The organism is Sanguibacter sp. Z6_81, from assembly GCF_057180625.1.
Window position 1 is genome coordinate 479,261 of sequence record NZ_JBXUFV010000001.1, and the last position, 16,710, is coordinate 495,970.

A 16,710-nucleotide genomic window follows, 5' to 3' on the forward strand; every position below is an offset into this window, starting at 1 on the left:
GGTCCGCCGCTCACCCGTCCCGCGCCGCCGGGCATGCGCGGCGCGTCACGGCCGCAGCGCGACCTTGAGCGCCTCACGTGAAGCCATGAGGCTGTAGGCGTCCGCGGCTTCGTCGAGGGGGAACTCGGTGTCGAACACGCGGCCGGGGTTGAACTGACCGTCGAGCACCTCGCCGATCGCCTTCCTCTGGTACGCCCGCACGGGTGCGGGGCCGCCCGCCAGACGTGCGTTCTTGCCGAAGAGCGAACCGAAGCCGATCGGCGCCTCCTCGTACTGGGGCACCCCGACGCGGGAGATGATCCCGCCGGGTCGCACGATGCCGAACGCCTGCTCGTACGCGGGCCTGAGGCCGACCGCCTCGAGCACGATGTGCGGCCCCTGACCTCCGGTGAGCTCCAGCACCCGGGCCACACCCTCGGCGCCTCGCTCGGGCACGACGGCACTGGCACCGAACTCCCGCCCGAGGGCGGTCCGGGCGTGGTGACGGCCCATGAGGATGATCCGCTCGGCTCCCATGCGGCTGGCGGCGAGCACGGCGGAGAGCCCGACGGCGCCGTCGCCGATCACCGTGACGATCCGCGCCGGCCCCACCTGCCCCATGCGGGCGGCGTGGTAGCCGGTGAGGTAGACGTCCGAGAGGGTGAGCAGGGACAGCAGCAGGTCGCGGTCGGCATCGACCGGGTCGAGGTCGGGGACGGAGACAAGGCTCCCGTCCGCGAGCGGGATCCGTGAGTACTCGGCCTGCAGCCCCCCTGACTCGACGGACCCGTAGAAGCCCCCGTTCACACAGGACGTCTGGAGCCCCTCCTGGCAGAAGACGCACGTGTTGTCCGAGTACGCGAACGGCGCGACGACGACGTCCCCGGGCCGGACGGTCAGGACGTCGCTACCGACCTCCTCGACGACACCGAGGAGCTCGTGACCCATCGGGGTGCCCTGCGCGGACGCGGGCATCGACCGGTAGGGGTGGAGGTCGGAGCCGCACACGCACGTCAGGAGCGTCCGGACGATCGCGTCGGTCGGGTGGCGCAGGACGGGGTCGGGCACGGTCTCGACGCGGACGTCTCCGGCGCCGTACATGAACGTTGCTCGCATGACACGATCACCTCGGTCCGGGCCGGTACGGTCGATCGGCCCTCCTCCACGGTAGGTCCGTTTTGCCCGTTACCGCTCGTCGACCGGTGCGCTGGCGTTCGCGACGGGCCGCGGCGGACCGCCCTCGACCTTCTTGGGCAGCACGAACACGAGCGCGACGGCGATGACGCTGAACACCGCGCTGAGGCCCATGGCCCATGCCGCGCTGGACGTGAAGGCGTCGGCCAGCGCCTCCGGGGTCCCGCCGCGGGGGTGGAGGGTGCCGAACAGCACGCTGCCGATGACGGCGATCCCGACGGCGCTGCCGATGCGCTGCATGACGCCGATGACACCGCTCGCGGCTCCGGCTTCCTCGCGCTCGACGGTCGCGACGATGAACTGCGCGTTGGGTGCGATGAACAGGCCACTGCCGATGCCGGCGATGAGGAGCGGCGCGAGGAGCTGCCAGTGGTTGAGCGCACTGGCGTCGGTGAGCAGGAGCACGAGCCACACCCAGATGAGCCCGACCGACACGAGGCTCGCGCCGACGACGAGCACGGTCCGGCCCAGGCGCCGGGCGAGGGTGTTGCTCTGGGACGCCCCGACGATGCTGCCGATCGCGAACGGCGTGGAGACGAGACCGGACTCGAGGGGTCCGTGGCCGAGGCCCGTCTGCCAGAGGATGGAGATGGTGAAGAAGATGCTCGTGAACGCCGCGAAGTACACGAGGGCGAGGATGACGCCGCCGGTGAAGGCGGGGTGCGTGAACAGGCGCGGCGGGACCATCGCGGTCCGCCCGCGGCGCGCGACGGCGAGCTCCCAGCGGGCGAAGACGACGATGAGCAGCGCGCCGGCGGCGAGGGAGGCATACGTCCACAGCGGCCATCCCTGGTCCTGGCCCTCGATGAGCGGGACGAGGATCGCGACGAGCCCGGCGGACAGCAGGAGGAGACCGAACCAGTCGTTCTTCGCCTTCCCCGGCTGCTCCGCCCCGCCGGGCAGCATGACCGCCGCAGCGACGAGGGCGAGGACGCCGACGGGCACGTTGACCCAGAACACGAGCCGCCACCCGCTCTCATCACCCGCCGCCTCGATGATGAGCCCACCAAGGATGGGCCCGAGTGCCGCGGAGACACCGATGACGGATCCCATGACCGCGAACGCCTTGCCCCGGGTCATGGGCGGGAAGAGGAGCTGGATCATCGCGGTGACCGCCGGCGTGAACATCCCCCCGGCGAGGCCCTGGACGACGCGCGCGACGATGAGCTGGCCGTCGTCCTGCGCGAGCCCGCAGAACAGGCTCGCGACGGTGAAGAGGGCGAGTCCCGCGAAGAAGACCCACTTGTGCCCCACCCGGTCGCCGATGCGCCCGGCGGGCACGAGCGTGAGCCCGTACGCGAGCGCGTAGCCGGAGATGATCCACGACAGCGTGGCCTCGGACGCGTCGAGGCTCGTGCGGATGGTGGGCAGTGCGACGTTGACGATCGTCGTGTCGAGCAACGCCATGAACATGCCGATGAGCAGGACGACGAGCGCGAGCCAGGACCGCCGGGGAACGACGGTGTCACCTCGTCCGGTGGGCGGGGCGGAGGTGGTCGGTTCCGACATCACGGTCCTTTCAGGTCCCGAGAAGTGTAGGACCGAGGGCCGGATCACACCCGGTGGCGCGTGGCGGAGGCGATCAGACGCGACTGATCAGCTGCGCCGCGCGTCCATCAGCGGGTTCTCGCACCATCGCCGGCCGCGCGACCGCGGAACCGGCGGTGCACAGCCTGGCGGGAGACCCCGAGGGCGGCCGCGATGCCCTCCCAGCTCACGCCGAACGTCCGGGCCTGCATGACGAGGTAGTACTCGCGCTCCTCGAGCGTGCGCCGCTCGTCCGTGAGGTGCCGCAGCGCGAGCAGGGCGTCGGCACCCGTCTGGGGTTCCGGGGCGTCTGCGGTGTCCTGCGCTGTCACGACCATGTCGTCAACATATGTTGACGAGGTGCATCGCGTCAACATGTGTTGACTCGCTACGTCCCGCCCTGGCTCGCGACGATCTCCGCGGCCTCGAGCGCGGCGTCGGGGTCGAGGTAGCGGCCCCCGCGCGGGGACGGGCGGCCGTCGGCGTCGAACGTGTAGACGAGCGGGTGCGCGGTAGGGATGTTGAGACGGCGGACCTCGTCGTCGTCCAGCTCGTCGAGGACCATGCAGTACGCGCGCAGCGAGTTCCCGTGCGCGACGACGAGCACCCGCTCCCCCGCTGCGAGGCGCGGGACGACCACCTCGTCGTGGAATGCGCGGACGCGCGCGACGACGTCGAGCAGGGACTCGGTGCGGGGCAACGCCTCGCTGGGCAGCGAGGCGAACAGCTCGGTCGCGGCGAGCGCGGCGTGCTGCGCGTCGTCCATCGGCGGTGGCGCGACGTCGACGGAACGGCGCCAGGTGCGGAACTGCTCCTCGCCGAACTCGGCGCGCACGTCCTCCTTGGTGCGGCCGGTGAGGGCGCCGTAGCTGCGCTCGTCGAGCCGCCAGTCCCGCAGCCGCGGGGCACCGTGCAGGACGCCGGCGGACTCGAGGAGGTCAGCGGTCGCGACGGCGCGGCGGAACTCGGACGTGACGACGGCGTCGGGAGTGAGGCCGGCGTCGTGCAGCAGAGCGGCGGCGGCGCCCGCCTCGCGGCGGCCCTCGTCGGACAGCGGGACGTCGAGCACGCCCGTGAACAGGCCGGCGGCGTTGGCGGTGCTCTCGCCGTGACGGAGCAGGACGAGCGCCGCGGTCGGCGGGAACACTGCCATGCGGGCCTCCTTCGTCAGGTGCAGCAGCCTACGCAGGCACGCGCGCGGGCGCCGCCTTCTCGGAAGCTCGCCGCGGCCCGACGGACGACGCGAAGAACGCCGCGACGATCACGAGTGCGAGCGGTGCGAGGAATGCGGTGCGCAGGGAGAACTCCTCCCCGAGGAAGCCGAGCAGCGGCGGCCCGACGAGGAACGCGACGTAGCCGACGGTCGCCACGAGCGACACGCGCGCTGCGGGGTTCTCGCCCGAGTCGCCCGCGGCGGAGAGCGCGACCGGGAAGCCCAACGAGGCACCCAGGCCCCAGAGGATGACGGCGGCCCCCGCGACGACCTGGTTGTCGACGAAGATGACGAGCGCGAGGCCCACGGCTGCGGAGAGCGCGCTGGCGCGCACGACGGCGGCCCGCCCGAACCGCTCGATGAACCACCCGCCTGCGAACCGGCCGACCGTCATCGCCGCGGCGAACACCGCGAACACCGCCGAGCCGAGCGCCTCGTCGAAACCGTGCCCGTCGACCATGACGAGCGGCAGCCAGTCGTTGGCGGTGCCCTCCGCGAGCGCCATCGCGAGCACGACGACGCCGATGCATGCCAGCCGCGAGTCCTTCCACAGCGCGGCCCGCGGCGCGGCCGCGGCATCCCGGGCGACCTTCGGGGCGATGCCCACCCCGGCCGGGACGTGCCGCACCGCGAGGGGCAGGGCGACCGCGGCGAGGACGGCGACGATGACGAGGTGCCACACGACCGAGAAGTCGGTGGCCGTGAAGACGATCCCGGCCGTGGCTCCGACGACGGTCCCGAGGCTGAAGCACCCGTGCAGCGCGGGGAGGACCGGCCGGGAGATCTGCCGCTCAATCTCTGCCCCCTCGACGTTGAGCGCGATCTCGGCGCCGCCCATCCCGAGGCCGAACAGCGCCAGCCCGAGGGTGGTGACGAGGGACTGCCCGGCAGCGGCTCCGAACCCGATGGTGGGCATGCTGAGGATCACCGAGACGGTCCCCGCGATGATCACGGGCCTCGTGCCGACGCGAGTGACGAGAGCACCTGAGGACAGGATGCCGATCATCGACCCGACGGAGAGACCGAAGAGCACGACGCCCATCTGCGCGGTCGAGGCATCGAGCAGGTCGCGGATCGCCGGCGTGCGGGTCACCCACGATGCGATCGCCAGGCCGGGGATGATGAACAGGACGAACAATGCTGCTCGTCGACGGAACAGCTCGGGGGTCACTGCGCTCCTCGGATCTCGTGGTGGATCGACAACCGTACCCAGCCGCAGCGACAGGAGCCGACGCGCCATGACGACCGACCTCAAGAAGCTCATCGGGACCTACAGCGCGCCGCGGGGTCGCTTCGAGGTCGTCACCGTGCCGCCCGTGCAGCTCCTCATGGTCGACGGCCATGGCGACCCGAACACGTCCGACGCCTACCGGGACGCGCTCGCGACGCTCTACCCGGTGGCGTACACGCTGAAGTTCTTCAGCAAGCGCGAGCTCGGCCGCGACTACACGGTGATGCCGCTCGAGGCGCTGTGGTGGGCGCAGGACATGGACGTCTTCACCAGCACGCGGGACAAGGCCCGCTGGGACTGGACCGTCATGACGGCGGTGCCGGACTGGATCACGCCGGAGCACCTGGGTGCTGCGCGCGAGGTGGTCGCCCGCAAGGGCGACGCCCCCGCGATCGACACCCGCCTCGACGTGCTCGACGAGGGACTGAGCGTCCAGACGCTCCACGTCGGCCCCTACGACGACGAGGGGCCGGTGCTCGACGCGATGCACACCGAGTTCATCCCCGCCCGGTCCCTGCGGATGACCGGCAAGCATCACGAGATCTACCTCAACGACCCCCGCCGCACCGCGCCGGAGAAGCTCAGGACGATCCTCCGGCAGCCCGTCGCACCAGACCCGGACCGGGACCCAGACCCGGACGCAGACCTCGCGGAATACTCCGACGGGGCACCGCGTTAGATCCAGCAGTACCCCATGGGGGTATCCGAGCAGGAGGAGACAGCACCATGAACCCGGAGATCCAGCCGTGATGACGACCGGCACGCGACTCGCGGCGTACGGCGCCGCCCTGCTCGTGACGTTCGGTGCCGCCTACGGGGCCGCCGACGCGCTCGTCCCCGACAGCGTCGTCACGGAGTGGATGCACGAGAGCGACACGCCGTCCGAGCACGAGATGGGCGACGAATGAGCACCACAGCCACACCGCCCGGCCTGAGGAGCATCGAGCTCGAGGTCGGCGGGATGACCTGCGCCTCCTGCGCCAACCGGATCGAGAAGAAGCTCAACAAGCTCGACGGCGTCACCGCGACGGTGAACTACGCGACGGAGAAGGCTCGCGTCACCGTCCCGGAGGACTACGACCCCGCACTGCTCGTCGCCGAGGTCGAGAAGACCGGGTACACGGCCGTGCTCCCCACGCCGAAGGTGCGCCGCGACGCCGCGGAGGCCATCTCCGACGAGGACTCGTCCGACCCCGAGCTCACCTCGCTGCGCCAGCGCCTCATCGGTGCGACCGTGCTCTCGATCCCCGTCATCGCCATGTCGATGATCCCGGCGCTGCAGTTCACGTACTGGCAGTGGGCGTCCCTCGCGCTCGCCGCACCCGTCATCGTCTGGGCGGCCTGGCCCTTCCACAAGGCGGCGTGGACGAACCTCACGCACGGCGCGGCCACGATGGACACCCTCATCTCCCTCGGCACCTCGGCGGCGTTCCTCTGGTCGCTCTATGCCCTCTTCTTCGGCACCGCCGGTACCCCAGGCATGACCCACCCGTTCGAGCTGACCATCGCCCCGACGGACGGCGCGGCCAACATCTACCTCGAGGTCGGCGCCGGGGTGACGATGTTCATCCTCGCGGGACGCTACTTCGAGAAGCGGGCCAAGCGGCGGGCCGGCTCCGCCCTGCGCGCCCTCCTCGAGATGGGCGCCAAGGACGTCTCCGTGCTGCGCGGTGGCGTCGAGACGAAGATCCCCGTCGAGGACCTCGCGGTGGGCGACGAGTTCGTCCTGCGCCCGGGCGAGAAGATCGCCACGGACGGCGTCGTCGTCTCCGGCTCGTCGGCCGTCGACGCCTCGATGCTCACCGGGGAGTCGGTCCCCGTCGACGTGTCCGAGGGCGACGCCGTCACCGGCGCGACCGTCAACGTCGGCGGCCGGATCGTCGTGCGCGCCACCCGGGTCGGCTCCGACACGCAGCTCGCGCAGATGGCGCGGCTCGTCGAGGACGCACAGACCGGCAAGGCCGAGGTGCAGCGGCTCGCGGACCGCATCTCCGGCGTGTTCGTCCCCGTCGTCATCGCGATCGCGGTCGCCACCCTCGGCGCCTGGCTGGGCGCCGGCTTCCCGGTGACCGCCGCGTTCACGGCGGCCGTCGCGGTCCTCGTCATCGCCTGCCCCTGCGCGCTCGGCCTCGCCACCCCGACGGCCCTGCTCGTCGGCACCGGCCGGGGCGCCCAGATGGGCATCCTCATCAAGGGGCTCGAGGTCCTCGAGTCGACGCGCACCGTCGACACGATCGTCCTCGACAAGACCGGCACGGTGACCACCGGGAAGATGGCCCTCGTCGACGTCGTCACCGAGCCCGGCGTCGACCGCACCGAGCTGCTGCGCCTCGCCGGATCGCTCGAGGACGCGTCCGAGCACCCCATCGCGCAGGCCATCGCCACGGCCGCCACCCGGGAGACCGGCGCACTCCTCGCCCCGGAGGGGTTCACGAACATCGAGGGCAAGGGCGTCCAGGGCGTCGTCGACGGGCACGCCGTGCTCGTCGGACGCGAGGCCCTGCTCGCCGAGTGGTCCCTGTCGCTCAGCGAGCCCGTCGCGTCGGCGAAGGCCCGCGCGGAGAGCGAGGGCAGGACGGTCGTCGCCGTCGCGTGGGACGGGCAGGCGCGCGGCATCCTCGTCGTCGCCGACACCGTCAAGCCGACGAGCGCCGAGGCCGTGGCCGGGCTCAAGGCCCTCGGGCTCACGCCGATCCTGCTCACCGGCGACAACGAGGCGGTCGCCCGGCAGATCGCCGCCGAGGTCGGCATCGACGAGGTCGTCGCCGAGGTGCTGCCCCAGGACAAGGTCGACGTCGTCACGCGCCTCCAGGCGCAGGGGCGGACCGTCGCGATGGTCGGCGACGGCGTGAACGACGCACCGGCGCTCGCACAGGCCGACCTCGGGCTGGCCATGGGGACCGGGACCGACGTCGCGATCGAAGCGTCCGACATCACCCTCGTCCGGGGCGACCTCCGCTCCGCGGTCGACGCGATCCGCCTGTCCCGCAGGACGCTCGGCACCATCAAGGCCAACCTCTTCTGGGCCTTCGCGTACAACGTCGCCGCCATCCCGGTGGCCGCGCTCGGGATGCTCAACCCCATGCTCGCCGGTGCGGCGATGGCGTTCTCCAGCGTCTTCGTCGTCGGCAACAGCCTGCGGTTGCGCGCCTTCCAGACCACCACGGACCGATGACCGGAGGACCTGCCATGGAGCACACGGAGATCGAGCACACGGGCATCGAGCACACGGACGTGGCGCACCCGAGCAGCGACGCGCACCACCACGGATACATCAGCGAGAAGGACGCGTACCTCAAGCGGATGCGCCGCATCGAGGGTCAGGCGCGCGGGATCTCGAAGATGATCGACGAGGAGCAGTACTGCATCGACATCCTCACGCAGATCAGCGCACTCACCAGCGCCCTGCAGGTGGTGGCCGTCGGGCTGCTCGACGACCACCTCAAGCACTGCGTGCTCGACGCCGCCCGGCAGGGTGACGACGAGGCCGCCGCCGCGAAGATCAAGGAAGCCACGGACGCGATCCGCCGGCTCGTCCGGTCCTGACGGACTGCGCGATGATCGTCGACTCGGTCCACGGGGACCCGGACACCCTGCGGCTCGCGGGCGCGGTCGCACGCCTGTGGGAGCACCCGGCCGGCCGGGCGATCGCCGCCGCGGCGACCGCTGGCTCCCCCGCGTCCGGGCACGAGACGGGGGCTGACGGCGTCCCGATCGGCGCCGACCAGGTGCTCGGCGTCACGAGCACACCCGACGGGGCGTCCGGCGTCGTGCGGGTCGCCCACTCCGGCCTCGCTCTCGCAACCCGCGTGCTCGTCGGCTCACCGGGCTGGTTCGCCCAGGAGGGCGTCCTCCCCGACGACAGGCTGGCAGCGGCGTTCGAGGCGGCCGGGGCCACGGGCGCGACGGCGGTCCTCGCCGGATGGAACGGCGCCGTGCGCGGGCTCGTCGTGCTGCGCGACCGCCCCCGGACGGACCCGGCCGGCGGCGACGCCGTCGTGGCGCCGCCCCGGCACGAGGACTAGACCAGGCCGTTCTCGGTGAGCCAGTCGGTCGCGATCGTCGCCGCCGGCAGCTGCTCGTCGACGCTGCGGGTGTTGAGCTCCACGAGCCCCTCGGGGGTCATCGCGGCGCTCACCTCGTCGATGATCGCTGCGGCCTCCTCGTCGACGTCGTCGCTCGCCACCGGGACGACGTTCGACGCGAGGAACAGCCCGGCGGTGTCCTCGAGGGCGACGAGCCCGCTGCGCGCCAGCGACGGGTCAGCGGTGTAGATGATCGCGAGCTGGATGTCGCCGTCCTCGAGCGCCTTGACCGTGAGCGGGCCACCGCCGTCCTCGATCGGGGAGAACCCGACCTCGATGCCGTACTCGTCCTGGAGGCCCTTCGGCCCGTTCGGCCGCGTCTCGGCCTCGGAGTTCGCACCGAGCGTCAGCGGCGTCGTGACGTTCGCGAGGTCCGCGATCGTCTCCAGGTCCCACTCGTCGGCGAACTCCTGCGTGACGACGAACGCGTCCTGGTCGGACGCGGGCGACGGCTCGAGCACCCGCAGCCCCTCGGGCGTGGCGTCCTCGAGAGCGGGCAGCACCTCGTCGGGCAGGCGCGCCTCGGTGTCGGGGACCCAGTACTGCAGCAGCGGTCCGGTGTACTCCGGGAACAGGTCGATGGCGCCCGACTCGATCTCGGGCAGGTACGCCTCGCGCTGGCCGATGCGGAAGTCCCGCTCGACCTCGTACCCGCCGTTCTCGAGGGCCTGGGCGTAGATCTCGGCGATGATCTCGCTCGAGTAGTAGTCCTGGGAGCCGACGACGATCGGCGAGTCACCGTCGGAGGCCCCGGCGGCCGGGCTCTCCTCGGAGAGCGGGTCGCTCGACGAGCAGCCGGCGAGCGCGATCATGGCAGCGAGCGTGACGCCGGTCAGTGCGGTGCGGGAACGCTTCATGGGGTCCGTCCTTCGGGGTGGTGCGGCACCTGTGGGGCGCGGCTCGGGTCGGGTGCGGTCGTGGCGGATGCGGTCATGGTCGTGGCGAGGGCGGTGGGGTCCGGTGGGGTGGGGCGCGCCGCCCCGACGGGCGCGGCGGCCCGGGCGGCCCACCGCTGCAGGGCCGCGAGGACGACGTCGAGCAGCAGGGCGAGGGCTGCCACGAGGAGCGCACCGGCGAGCATCTGCGGGTAGTCGCGCGCCTTGAGGCCCGCGAAGAGGTACCGGCCGAGGCCGGCGTCGGCGACGTACGCGGCGAGGGTCGCGGTGGACACGACCTGGAGCGTCGCGGCGCGGATGCCACCGACGACGACGGGGGCCGCGAGCGGCAGCTCGACCTGTCGCACGATCTGCATCTCGCTCATCCCCACGGCCCGCGCGGAGTCCACGGTCACGGGGTCGACGGACTCGATCCCGGCGTAGGCCCCGGCGAGCAGCGACGGGATGGCGAGGACGACGAGGGCGATGAGGGGCGCCTCCAGCCCGATGCCGAGGCTCAGCCCGAGGAGGGTGAGCAGGCCGAGGGTCGGTACGGCCCGCGCCGCACCCGCGGTCGCCACGACGAACCCCCGCCCCCGCCCGGTGTGCCCGACGAGCACCCCGGCGGGGATCGCGACGACCGCCGCGACGAGCACCACCGCGCCGGTGATGGCCAGGTGCTCCCCGAGCCGCGTGAGGATGCCGCCCGGACCTGTGCGGTGCGCGGGGTCGGCGAGCCAGGCCAGGGCCTCGGCGAGCAGGCTCATGCGACCGCCGCCCTGCTCCGCCGCGCCCGGCGCGACGAGCGCCCGCTCGTCGCGCGCGTCCACGGCGTGAGCGCCCGGCCGGCGAGCACGCAGAGGCCGTCGAGGACGAGCGCGAGCGCGACGGTCACGACGATCCCCGTGGTCACCTCCGCGCCGATCCCGCGCTGGAACCCGTCGGTGAACAGCGTGCCGAGGCTCGAGATCCCGACGAGCGCGCCGATGGTCGCGAGGGCGACCGTGCTCACGGTGACGACGCGCACGCCGGAGAGCAGCACCGGCGTCGCGAGCGGCAGGTCGACGCGCCAGAACAGCGCCCGGCGCGAGTGACCGAGCGCCACGGCCGCCTGGCGCACCTGCGGGTCGACGGCGCCGAACGCGTCCGCCGCGGTCCGCACGAGGAGCGCGACGCCGTAGAGGGTCAGGGCGACGATCATCGTCTCCTCCGAGCGCAGCGGCAGCCCGAAGATCACGGGGACGATGATGAGCAGCGGCAGTGCGGGGACCGCGTAGAGCAGGCTCGCGGCGCTGAGCAGGACGCTGCCGGCCCGGGGCCGCAGGAAGGCCAACCGGCCGATCGGCACGGCGACGAGGATGCTCAGGACGATCGCGGGGACGGTGAGGACGAGGTGCGCCCACGTGAGCTCGGCGATGAGACCCCAGCTGTAGGACAGCCACGTCATGGACGCAGCACCCCCAGCGGCCGGCCCGTGGCGTCGACGACGACGCTGCGGCCGTCGATCTGCGTGGTCGACAGCTCGCGTTCCGCGCGGTCCGCGCCGACGAAGTCCCGGACGAAGTCGTCCGCGGGGTCCGCGAGGATCTCCGCCGGGGTGCCCGCCTGCGCGACGACGCCGCCGGTGCGCAGGACGACGACCTCGTCACCGAGCCGGAACGCCTCCTCGATGTCGTGGGTGACGAGCACGATCGTCTTGCCGAGCTCTGCCTGCAAGCGGGCCATCTCGTCCTGCAGCTCGCGCCGCACGATGGGGTCCACGGCGCCGAACGGCTCGTCCATGAGCAGGATGTCCGGGTTGGTCGCCAACGCACGCGCGACGCCGACGCGCTGCTGCTGGCCGCCCGAGAGCTGCGCGGGGTAGCGGTCGCCGAGCGAACGGTCGAGACCGACCCGGTCGAGGAGCTCGGCGGCCGCGAGCCGTGCCCGCCGCCGGGGCGTGCCCGAGAGCACCGGCACGGTGGCGACGTTGTCGAGGACCGTCCGGTGCGGGAGGAGCCCGCCGGCCTGCAGCACGTAGCCGATGGACCGGCGCAGGGCGACCTTGTCGAGCTCACGCACGTCGCGGTCGTCGATGAGCACGGCGCCGGAGGTGGGCTCGACCATGCGGTTGACCATCCGCAGCAGCGTCGTCTTGCCCGAGCCGGAGGACCCGACGAGCGCGACCGTCCGGTGGGAGGGGACCCGGTAGCTGAAGTCGGCGACGGCCACCGTCCCGTCGGGGTAGGTCTTCCCAGCAGCGCGGAACTCGATCACGTCGTCTCCTGCGTCGTCGGCGGATGCCGGGGCGCGCCCCGGCGCCGACCGGATGCCAGCGTTCCTACGCTAAGCGTCAGAACCGGTCCTCGCCCGGCGACTACGCTGCACCGATGACCCCGACCGACCCCCGGCGCCCCGGCAACGTGACGATGCGCGACGTGGCCCTCCGCGCGGGGGTCTCGACCAAGACGGTCTCGAACGTCCTCAACGGGTACGCGTACCTGCGTCCCGACACGCGCGCCCGGGTGGAGGCCGCCATCGCGGAGCTCGGCTACCAGGTGAACGTCGCGGCCCGGAACCTGCGCCAGGGGCGCACAGGGCTCATCGCCCTCGTCCTGCCGGAGCTGCGCCTGCCGTACTTCGCGGAGCTCGCGGACTCGGTCATCGTCGCGGCGGAGCGCTCCGGCCTGCGGGTGCTCGTGGAGCAGACGAACGCGCGGCGCGAGCGTGAGGTGGAGGTCCTGCGGGGCGCCCTGCGCCACGTCGTCGACGGCGTCATCCTCTCCCCGCTCGGTCTCGGCGCGCAGGACCGTGCACTGTTCGACGTCGACTTCCCGCTCGTCCTGCTCGGTGAGTCCGTGTTCGGGACGGGCGCCGACCACGTGACGATGGACAACGTCGACGGAGCGACGGCGGCCACGACCCACCTGCTCGAGACGGGTCGGCGGCGGATCGCCGTCGTCGGCGCGCGCCCGGGCGAGGAGATGGGCTCCGGGACGCTCCGGTTGCGTGGCTACCGGAAGGCGCTCGACGCCGCGGGCGTCGCGTTCGACCCCGAGCTCGTCGTCGCGGCCTCGCCGTGGCACCGGTCGACGGGCGAGCAGGGTCTGCACCGGCTGCTCGACTCGGGGACGACGTTCGACGCGGTCTTCACCTTCAACGACGCGCTGGCCCACGGCGCGCTCCACGCCCTGCACACCCGGCGGATCTCGGTGCCGGAGCAGGTCGCGGTCGTCGGGTTCGACGACGTCGAGGAGTCTGCGTACTCCACCCCGACCCTCACGTCCGTGGCGCCGGGCCGGCAGGAGATCGCCGACGCGGCGGTCCGGCTGCTCGTCGAGCACGGTCAGCGGGCGAGCGACGCCGAGCCGCAGCTCGTCGTCGCGCCGTACACGCTCCACATCCGGGAGTCGTCCGCCCCGGTCGACGGGTGATCCTCGACCGCTGACCAGTCCGCGGGTGGTCGTTGACCACCTCCCCGTGCGACTGTATGTTCTTCTACATCGTTGTTCTACGACGATGTACTACCGCGGCAACGATGCCGCGCCCCGTGTCGACGAAGACCTGAGGAGCCGCCGTGCACGCCAGCCACGCGACGTCGACGAGCACGGCAGCCCCGGCCCTGTCCCTCGCACCCGCTCTCCCTGCCAGCCGCGCCGAGACCCCGCCGATGGGCTGGAACAGCTGGGACTGCTACGGCACCACCGTGACCGAGGCGGAGGTGCTCGCCAACGCCGAGGTCATGCGCGACCGCCTCCTCGCGCACGGCTGGGACACCGTCGTCGTCGACATCGCCTGGTACGACCCCACTGCGCGCTCCCACGGGTACAACACCGGTGCACCCCTCGTGCTCGACGCATACGGCCGCCAGCTCCCCGCGCCCAACCGCTTCCCCTCGTCCGCCGACGGCACCGGGTTCACCGCCCTCGCCGAGGCCGTGCACGCGATGGGCCTGAAGTTCGGCGTGCACGTCATGCGTGGCATCCCACGGATCGCCGTCGAGCAGGACCTGCCGATCCTCGGCACGCAGTGGACCGCGAGCCAGGTCGCCGACCACGAGCACGTCTGTGCGTGGAACCCCGACAACCTCGGACTCGACCACGACCACCCCGGCGCGCAGGCGTACTACGACTCCCAGGTCGCGCAGCTCGCCGCCTGGGGCGTCGACTTCATCAAGGCCGACGACATGCAGGCGCCCTACTACGACCGCGACATCGCTGCGTACGCCCTCGCGATCGCCCGCAGCGGGCGCGACATCACCCTGTCGCTGTCCCCCGGCACGCACCTGTCCACCCACCACGAGCCGCACCTGCGCGAGCACGCCCAGATGTGGCGCATCTCCGACGACCTGTGGGACCGGTGGGAGGACGTGCACGCGCAGTTCGCCCGCCTCGCCCGCTGGGCGCCCTTCCAGCGCAGCGGGGGCTGGGCCGACGCCGACATGCTCCCGCTCGGCCGCATCGGCCTGCGGGCCGAGCGCGGCGAGCCGCGCGCGAGCCGGCTCACCCACGCCGAGCAGCAGACGCTCCTCACCCTGTGGAGCATGGCGCGGTCCCCGCTCATGATGGGCGGCGACCTCCCCACGAGCAGCGAGGAGACCCTCCAGCTGCTGGCCACCCCGGCCCTGCGGGAGGTCCTCGACACGAGCACCGACGGCCGCGAGATCGTCCGTGAGCCGGTCGAGGGCGGGGAGCTCATCTTCTGGACGGCCAGGTCCGGACAGCGACGCTACGTCGCGATCTTCTGGACGGGCGACGAGCCCCGAGCCACCCGCGTGCGGCTCACCTCCGTCGTCGGGCACGACGCCGCGCCGGGCACGTGGCTCACGACGGACCTGTGGCAGCCGGGCACGCCCGCCGATCCGCTCGACGGATCCGGCCACCTCGACGTCGACGTCCCCGCGCACGGCGTGCGCTGGTTCGCGCTCGACCCGGAACACACCGCGCCTCACCTGACCTGAATCCCGCACACCTCACCCCCCGTGGAGACATGACCATGCAGAACGCACGCGTATCGATCGACCCGAACTTCGTCGTCGCCCCCGTCAACCGCCGACTCTTCGGGTCGTTCGTCGAGCACATGGGCCGCTGCGTCTACACGGGCATCTACGAGCCCGGCCACGAGACCGCCGACGAGGACGGCTTCCGCGGCGACGTCCTCGACCTCGTCCGCGAGCTCGGTGTGACCACGGTGCGCTACCCCGGCGGCAACTTCGTGTCCGGGTACAAGTGGGAGGACGGCGTCGGACCGTTCTCGGAGCGACCCACCCGCCTCGACTACGCCTGGCGGACCATCGAGACCAACGCGTTCGGTCTCAACGAGTTCATGCGGTGGACCGCCAAGGCCGGCATCGAGCCGATGATGGCCATGAACCTCGGCACCCGTGGCATCGCCGAGGCGCTCGAGCTCCTCGAGTACTCCAACCACCCGAGCGGCACGGCCCTCTCCGACCTCCGCATCAGCCACGGCGCGGTCGAGCCCCACAACATCCGCGTGTGGTGCCTCGGCAACGAGATGGACGGCCCGTGGCAGCTCGGCCACAAGACGGCCGACGAGTACGGCCGCCTGGCCGCCGAGACCGCCCGCGCGATGCGCCAGTTCGACAACACCCTCGAGCTCGTCGCGTGCGGCAGCTCCGGTCGCGGCATGGCGACCTTCGGCGAGTGGGAGGCCACCGTCCTCGAGCACACCTACGAGCTCGTCGACTACATCTCCGCGCACGCCTACTACCAGCTGCGCGACGGGGACCACGCGAGCTTCCTCGCGTCGGCCGTCGACATGGACCGCTTCATCGAGCAGGTCGCCGTCACCGCCGACCACGTCGGGGCGCGCCTGAAGTCGGACAAGAAGATCAACATCTCGTTCGACGAGTGGAACGTCTGGTACATGGGCGAGGCGCCCACCGACAGCGCACCGAGCGACTGGCAGGTGCTCCCCCGCACGAGCGAGGACGCCTACACCGTGCTCGACGCCGTCGTCGTCGGCTCCCTGCTCATCACGCTGCTGCGCCACTCGGACCGCGTCACCGCGGCGTCCCAGGCCCAGCTCGTCAACACGATCTCCTCGATCCGCACCGAGCCGGACGGCCCGGCCTGGCGCCAGTCGATCTTCCACCCGTTCTCCCTCATGTCCCAGCACGCCAAGGGCGAGGTCCTCGACCTGCGCCTCCAGGCACCGACCATCACCACCAAGACGTACGGCGAGGTCAGCGCCCTCGACTCCGTCGCGACCTACGACGCCGAGACCGGGCAGATCTCCCTCTTCGTCGTCAACCGTGACCACGAGTCGCCCGTGAGCATCACGGCGAGCCTCGCCGGGTTCGGCGACGTCGAGCTCGCCGAGGCCCTCGTCATCGCCGACGACGACCTCATGGCCGCCAACACGCAGGACGCCCCGGACCGCGTGGTGCCGAAGGCTCACCCGTCGGCCGCGGTCGCTGACGGCACCCTCTCGGTGGAGCTGCCCCCGGCGTCGTGGAGCATGGTCCGCGTCCAGGTGCGCTGACGCAGGACGGCGGAACGCAGGGCGTCGGAGGGCAGGGCGTCGTCGCGGCTCAGGCCGCGGCGGCGCTCTGACGCGGTCGCGAGCGCCGAGCTTGCGCAGCACCTCCGAGCCGCCGTCTGCCAC

Annotated in this window: 17 protein-coding genes; 8 read left to right on the top strand and 9 right to left on the bottom strand. The window is 72.2% G+C overall.

Annotated elements, in window-relative coordinates:
- Nucleotides 1-45: 45 nt before the first annotated feature.
- From AC2AXK_RS02280 to AC2AXK_RS02300, 5 genes are all read right to left on the bottom strand, one after another.
- Entirely contained in the window at nucleotides 46-1,095 is a 1,050-nt protein-coding gene (locus tag AC2AXK_RS02280) for a zinc-binding dehydrogenase (RefSeq protein ID WP_484343714.1), read from the bottom strand.
- Between the two features lie 69 nt (nucleotides 1,096-1,164).
- Nucleotides 1,165-2,682 (bottom strand): MFS transporter, encoded by a 1,518-nt coding sequence (locus AC2AXK_RS02285; RefSeq protein ID WP_484343715.1) that lies wholly within the window; start codon nucleotides 2,680-2,682, stop codon nucleotides 1,165-1,167.
- Between the two features lie 107 nt (nucleotides 2,683-2,789).
- Nucleotides 2,790-3,038 (bottom strand): RNA polymerase subunit sigma-70, encoded by a 249-nt coding sequence (locus AC2AXK_RS02290; RefSeq protein WP_484343716.1) that lies wholly within the window; start codon nucleotides 3,036-3,038, stop codon nucleotides 2,790-2,792.
- Between the two features lie 50 nt (nucleotides 3,039-3,088).
- On the bottom strand, nucleotides 3,089-3,853 hold the full coding sequence (locus AC2AXK_RS02295; protein ID WP_484343717.1) for a 2,3-bisphosphoglycerate-dependent phosphoglycerate mutase: 765 nt from the start codon (nucleotides 3,851-3,853) through the stop codon (nucleotides 3,089-3,091).
- 28 nt (nucleotides 3,854-3,881) lie between these two features.
- Complete coding sequence (locus tag AC2AXK_RS02300) at nucleotides 3,882-5,084, bottom strand: MFS transporter (RefSeq protein WP_484343718.1); 1,203 nt, start codon at nucleotides 5,082-5,084, stop codon at nucleotides 3,882-3,884.
- A 67-nt stretch (nucleotides 5,085-5,151) separates the two neighbouring features.
- Between AC2AXK_RS02300 and AC2AXK_RS02305 the strand changes: the two genes are divergently transcribed.
- From AC2AXK_RS02305 to AC2AXK_RS02325, 5 genes are all read left to right on the top strand, one after another.
- Entirely contained in the window at nucleotides 5,152-5,823 is a 672-nt protein-coding gene (locus tag AC2AXK_RS02305) for a GyrI-like domain-containing protein (protein ID WP_484343719.1), read from the top strand.
- 70 nt (nucleotides 5,824-5,893) lie between these two features.
- The gene (locus AC2AXK_RS02310; protein ID WP_484343720.1) at nucleotides 5,894-6,052 is read left to right on the top strand and encodes a hypothetical protein; all 159 of its coding nucleotides are present in this window, start codon (nucleotides 5,894-5,896) and stop codon (nucleotides 6,050-6,052) included.
- On the top strand, nucleotides 6,049-8,319 hold the full coding sequence (locus AC2AXK_RS02315; protein WP_484343721.1) for a heavy metal translocating P-type ATPase: 2,271 nt from the start codon (nucleotides 6,049-6,051) through the stop codon (nucleotides 8,317-8,319). Before AC2AXK_RS02310 ends, AC2AXK_RS02315 begins: the two co-directional genes overlap by 4 nt.
- A gap of 14 nt (nucleotides 8,320-8,333) precedes the next feature.
- The gene (locus tag AC2AXK_RS02320; RefSeq protein WP_484343722.1) at nucleotides 8,334-8,690 is read left to right on the top strand and encodes a metal-sensitive transcriptional regulator; all 357 of its coding nucleotides are present in this window, start codon (nucleotides 8,334-8,336) and stop codon (nucleotides 8,688-8,690) included.
- Between the two features lie 11 nt (nucleotides 8,691-8,701).
- A complete protein-coding gene (locus AC2AXK_RS02325) occupies nucleotides 8,702-9,169 on the top strand; it encodes a hypothetical protein (RefSeq protein ID WP_484343723.1) in 468 nt (155 codons plus the stop codon).
- Here the strand turns inward: AC2AXK_RS02325 and AC2AXK_RS02330 are convergent.
- From AC2AXK_RS02330 to AC2AXK_RS02345, 4 genes are read right to left on the bottom strand one after another with little or no spacing between them, the layout of a single operon-like run.
- Nucleotides 9,166-10,086 carry an ABC transporter substrate-binding protein gene (locus AC2AXK_RS02330; RefSeq protein WP_484343724.1) on the bottom strand — a complete coding sequence of 307 codons (921 nt, stop codon included), beginning with the start codon at nucleotides 10,084-10,086 and terminating at the stop codon, nucleotides 9,166-9,168. The genes AC2AXK_RS02325 and AC2AXK_RS02330 overlap by 4 nt on opposite strands.
- Entirely contained in the window at nucleotides 10,083-10,934 is an 852-nt protein-coding gene (locus tag AC2AXK_RS02335; protein WP_484343725.1) for an ABC transporter permease, read from the bottom strand. Before AC2AXK_RS02335 ends, AC2AXK_RS02330 begins: the two co-directional genes overlap by 4 nt.
- Complete coding sequence (locus AC2AXK_RS02340; RefSeq protein ID WP_484343726.1) at nucleotides 10,868-11,551, bottom strand: ABC transporter permease; 684 nt, start codon at nucleotides 11,549-11,551, stop codon at nucleotides 10,868-10,870. Before AC2AXK_RS02340 ends, AC2AXK_RS02335 begins: the two co-directional genes overlap by 67 nt.
- Nucleotides 11,548-12,360, bottom strand: a complete 813-nt coding sequence (locus tag AC2AXK_RS02345; protein ID WP_484343727.1) for an ABC transporter ATP-binding protein — start codon at nucleotides 12,358-12,360, stop codon at nucleotides 11,548-11,550. Before AC2AXK_RS02345 ends, AC2AXK_RS02340 begins: the two co-directional genes overlap by 4 nt.
- A 113-nt stretch (nucleotides 12,361-12,473) precedes the next feature.
- Here AC2AXK_RS02345 and AC2AXK_RS02350 point away from each other — a divergent pair, with 113 nt between their 5' ends.
- From AC2AXK_RS02350 to arfA, 3 genes are all read left to right on the top strand, one after another.
- Nucleotides 12,474-13,517 carry a LacI family DNA-binding transcriptional regulator gene (locus AC2AXK_RS02350; protein ID WP_484343728.1) on the top strand — a complete coding sequence of 348 codons (1,044 nt, stop codon included), beginning with the start codon at nucleotides 12,474-12,476 and terminating at the stop codon, nucleotides 13,515-13,517.
- A gap of 236 nt (nucleotides 13,518-13,753) precedes the next feature.
- The gene (locus AC2AXK_RS02355; RefSeq protein WP_484344238.1) at nucleotides 13,754-15,043 is read left to right on the top strand and encodes a glycoside hydrolase family 27 protein; all 1,290 of its coding nucleotides are present in this window, start codon (nucleotides 13,754-13,756) and stop codon (nucleotides 15,041-15,043) included.
- 35 nt (nucleotides 15,044-15,078) lie between these two features.
- Complete coding sequence (arfA, locus tag AC2AXK_RS02360; RefSeq protein WP_484344239.1) at nucleotides 15,079-16,587, top strand: arabinosylfuranosidase ArfA; 1,509 nt, start codon at nucleotides 15,079-15,081, stop codon at nucleotides 16,585-16,587.
- Nucleotides 16,588-16,710 lie beyond the last annotated feature (123 nt).

Coding starts and splice junctions, on each gene's coding strand:
- AC2AXK_RS02280 (WP_484343714.1), bottom strand. CDS start 1,095: ATGCGAGCAACGTTCATGTACGGCGCCGGAGACGTCCGCGTCGAGACC.
- AC2AXK_RS02285 (WP_484343715.1), bottom strand. CDS start 2,682: ATGTCGGAACCGACCACCTCCGCCCCGCCCACCGGACGAGGTGACACC.
- AC2AXK_RS02290 (WP_484343716.1), bottom strand. CDS start 3,038: ATGGTCGTGACAGCGCAGGACACCGCAGACGCCCCGGAACCCCAGACG.
- AC2AXK_RS02295 (WP_484343717.1), bottom strand. CDS start 3,853: ATGGCAGTGTTCCCGCCGACCGCGGCGCTCGTCCTGCTCCGTCACGGC.
- AC2AXK_RS02305 (WP_484343719.1), top strand. CDS start 5,152: ATGACGACCGACCTCAAGAAGCTCATCGGGACCTACAGCGCGCCGCGG.
- AC2AXK_RS02310 (WP_484343720.1), top strand. CDS start 5,894: ATGACGACCGGCACGCGACTCGCGGCGTACGGCGCCGCCCTGCTCGTG.
- AC2AXK_RS02315 (WP_484343721.1), top strand. CDS start 6,049: ATGAGCACCACAGCCACACCGCCCGGCCTGAGGAGCATCGAGCTCGAG.
- AC2AXK_RS02320 (WP_484343722.1), top strand. CDS start 8,334: ATGGAGCACACGGAGATCGAGCACACGGGCATCGAGCACACGGACGTG.
- AC2AXK_RS02325 (WP_484343723.1), top strand. CDS start 8,702: ATGATCGTCGACTCGGTCCACGGGGACCCGGACACCCTGCGGCTCGCG.
- AC2AXK_RS02330 (WP_484343724.1), bottom strand. CDS start 10,086: ATGAAGCGTTCCCGCACCGCACTGACCGGCGTCACGCTCGCTGCCATG.
- AC2AXK_RS02340 (WP_484343726.1), bottom strand. CDS start 11,551: ATGACGTGGCTGTCCTACAGCTGGGGTCTCATCGCCGAGCTCACGTGG.
- AC2AXK_RS02350 (WP_484343728.1), top strand. CDS start 12,474: ATGACCCCGACCGACCCCCGGCGCCCCGGCAACGTGACGATGCGCGAC.
- AC2AXK_RS02355 (WP_484344238.1), top strand. CDS start 13,754: ATGGGCTGGAACAGCTGGGACTGCTACGGCACCACCGTGACCGAGGCG.
- arfA (WP_484344239.1), top strand. CDS start 15,079: ATGCAGAACGCACGCGTATCGATCGACCCGAACTTCGTCGTCGCCCCC.